The sequence below is a fragment of the Planktothrix sp. FACHB-1355 genome, assembly GCF_014748295.1.
GTDB lineage: Bacteria > Cyanobacteriota > Cyanobacteriia > Cyanobacteriales > Aerosakkonemataceae > Aerosakkonema > Aerosakkonema funiforme_A.
The window spans coordinates 1-3,530 of sequence record NZ_JACJUP010000732.1 but is presented as its reverse complement, the minus strand read 5'-3'; the positions used below and the strand labels follow the sequence as shown (position 1 = coordinate 3,530).

The 3,530-nt window shown below is 48.6% G+C and carries 2 protein-coding genes; both read left to right on the top strand.

Annotation, left to right across the window (positions count from 1 at the left end; translation table 11 throughout):
* Window positions 1-139 precede the first annotated feature (139 nt).
* Window positions 140-2,827 carry a cyanophycin synthetase gene (gene cphA / locus H6S82_RS23915; protein WP_190470038.1) on the top strand — a complete coding sequence of 896 codons (2,688 nt, stop codon included), beginning with the start codon at window positions 140-142 and terminating at the stop codon, window positions 2,825-2,827.
* A gap of 186 nt (window positions 2,828-3,013) precedes the next feature.
* On the top strand, window positions 3,014-3,530 hold a 517-nt coding region (locus tag H6S82_RS23910; protein WP_242057090.1), incomplete at its 3' end, for a filamentous hemagglutinin N-terminal domain-containing protein.

The following is a 3,530-nucleotide window of genomic DNA, read 5'->3' as shown; positions in this document are numbered from 1 at the left end:
TCTTCTCTAGGATGGATGGGATACCAGCAACAGATACATAAAAATGTCCATAGCGAACAGTTTAATAACTCTTCCCCATAAGAAACTAGATAGTTGCTTTGATTGCTTCCTCGCTGCCAAATGACCCTCGGATACTGCCATGAAAATTCTTAAAATCCAGACGTTACGCGGTCCAAACTACTGGAGCATTAGACGCCACAAACTGGTCGTGATGCGCCTCGATTTAGAAGAGCTTGCCGATCGACCGTCGAATCAGATTCCTGGCTTCTACGAGGGATTAATACAAGTACTGCCTAGTTTAGAAGAACATTTTTGTTCGCCAGGGTGCAAGGGCGGCTTCCTCAGCCGAATTCGAGAAGGCACAATGATGGGACATATTGTGGAACACGTAGCCCTCGAACTCCAAGAACTGGCAGATATGTCAGTAGGATTCGGTCGTACCCGCGAAACAAGCACACCCGGCACCTACCAAGTAGTTATTGAGTATAAAGACGAACAAGCAGGTCGCTATGCTGCCAGGGCAGCCGTGCGTCTGTGTCATAGCATAGTAGAAACCGGCACATATCCTAAAGAGGAATTAGAACAAGACCTGTTAGATTTGCAGGAAATGTGGTCGGATGCCTCTTTAGGGCCGAGTACAGAAACCATTGTCAAAGAAGCAGAAGCACGGGGAGTGCCCTGGGCATCTTTGAGCGCTCGCGCCTTAGTGCAATTCGGCTACGGGATACACCAAAAGCGGATGCAAGCAACTCTGAGTTCCAACACCAGTATTTTAGGTGTAGAGTTAGCTTCTGATAAAGAAAGCACTAAACAGATTTTGCGGGAAGCTGGAGTACCTGTTCCTCGCGGTACCGTCATCAACTATCTAGACGATCTGCAAGATGCCATCCAAGATGTGGGCGGCTACCCAATTGTAATCAAGCCCCTGGATGGCAATCACGGTAGGGGTATAACCATTAACATTACCTCTTGGGAACAAGCGGAAGAAGCCTACGATGCCGCTAAAGAAGTTTCCAAATCCGTGATTGTGGAACGGTATTATCAAGGTAGAGACCACAGGGTATTGGTGGTAAACGGCAAAGTGGTAGCGGTTGCCGAACGGGTGCCGGCTCATGTGGTAGGAGATGGCAAATTAACGATCGAGCAATTAATTGAAGAAACGAATAAAGACCCGAATCGGGGCGAAGGACACCAAAACGTTCTCACCAAAATTACGTTAGACCGTACTAGCTGGCAATTGTTGGAACGGCAAGGTTACACTCTGGAAACAGTACTGCCAGAAGGTCAAATATGTTACCTGCGGGCTACGGCAAACCTCAGTACGGGCGGGATTGCAGTCGATCGCACCGATGACATCCACCCGGAAAATGTTTGGATCGCGCAACGGGTAGCAAAAATTATCGGTTTGGATATCGCCGGCATTGATGTCGTCACCCCCGATATCACCAAACCGTTAAGAGAAGTGGATGGCGTCATCGTCGAAGTCAACGCCGCACCCGGATTCCGGATGCACGTTGCACCCAGTAGGGGAATTGCGCGGAATGTCGCGGCTCCGGTGATGGATATGCTGTTTCCCCCCGGCACTCCCTCTCGCATCCCCATTTTGGCAATCACCGGTACAAACGGCAAGACGACAACAACGCGATTGATCGCCCACATTTATAAGAGTGCCGGTTTAACAGTGGGCTACACGACCACCGATGCCACCTACATCGGGGATTATCTGGTGGAAAAAGGAGACAATACCGGCCCGCAAAGCGCTCAGTTGATTCTGCAAGACCCGACTGTGGAAGTGGCAGTGCTGGAAACCGCACGCGGTGGGATATTGCGTTCCGGCTTGGGTTTTGAAGCTTCCGATGTCGGCGTAGTGCTAAATGTGGCCGCAGACCACCTGGGAATCGGCGATATCGATACTGTAGAGCAATTAGCCGACCTCAAGTGTGTGGTAGCAGAAGCTGTTTTGCCTAAAGGTTACGCGATACTGAATGCAGACGACCCCTTGGTAGCAAATATGGCCAAGCGGGTGAAAGCCCAAGTTGCTTACTTCACGATGAATCCAGATAACCAGTTGGTGAAAGAACACACTGGCAAGGGAGGCGTGGCGGCAGTTTACGAAAACGGCTATTTGTCGATTTTGAAGGGAGATTGGACGCTGCGAATCGACCAGGCGGTAAACGTACCCCTCACAATGGCAGGACGTGCGCCGTTTATGATTGCCAATGCCCTGGCGGCTGCTTTGGCGGCGTTTGTGCAAGGAGTTGATATCGAGACAATTCGCACCGCACTCAAAACATTCCGCGCTTCCGTCAACCAAACGCCGGGACGGATGAATATCTTTAATTTAGGCAAATTCCACGCTTTGGTGGATTATGCTCACAATCCCCACAGCTACGAGGCGCTGAGCGGTTTTGTCCGCAACTGGCCGGGTGAGAGGATTGGTGTAGTGGGTGGCCCAGGCGATCGCCGCGATGAAGATTTCATTTTGTTGGGCAAACTGGCGGCAGAAATGTTCGATCGCATCATCGTCAAAGAAGACGACGACACGCGGGGACGCCCTCGCGGCGACGCATCTGCCTTGATTGTCAAAGGCATCCAGCAAACTAAGCCAGATTCCCGTTACGAAGCTATCCTCGATGAGACAACAGCTGTCAACAGCGCTTTAGATACCGCTTCTGCCGGTAGTTTGGTGGTGATTTTACCCGAAACTGTCAGCCGTGCGATCGCTCTGATCCAGTCACGCAATCCAGTAGCCGATCCGGTACAGCACCTCAATGGGGCTACACCGACAAATACCGTACAGCCTACTTCCGTAACTAATCAAGTCTAAGTAAGGCAAAAGTCAAAAGTCAAAAGGCAAAAGGCAAAAGAAAGAAGGGTAAAAGGAAAATTTCCTGACTTCATCTTTTGCCTTTTTTATTTATTTGTTATCTTTAAGAACGATTAAAAATTTGTTGCGTCATTGTGAATATTTTATTGATGGAGATATAATCCTGAAATTGTTCGGTATTCATCTATGCAAATGCGATCGCCTTACGCACAGGTATCTCTGCCAGCACTGTTTTGTCCTCAAGTCAAGTTAAAGTTGTGGTTGGCGAGTGGTTTGGCGCTGCTTTATTTGGGATGGGGTAGAGAAGTGCGATCGCAAATCGTTCCAGATGCCACTTTATCCACCAACGTCACAACTCTAGATAATCAGAAATTTACAATAAATGACGGCAACCGAGCGGGAAACAATCTTTTCCATAGCTTTCGGGAGTTCTCTATCCCAACTGGCGGTGAGGCATTTTTCAATAACGCAGTCGAGATCCAGAATATTTTCAGCCGGGTAACCGGTAATTCGATATCGAATATAGATGGATTGATTCGCGCTAATGGCACAGCTAACTTATTTTTGATTAATCCAAATGGGATTATTTTTGGGCAGAATGCCAAATTAAATATAGGCGGCTCATTTTTGGGGAGTACAGCCAGTAGTATCAAATTTGGTGATGGCATAGAGTTTAGCGCTACTAATCCGCAAGCTGCACCAT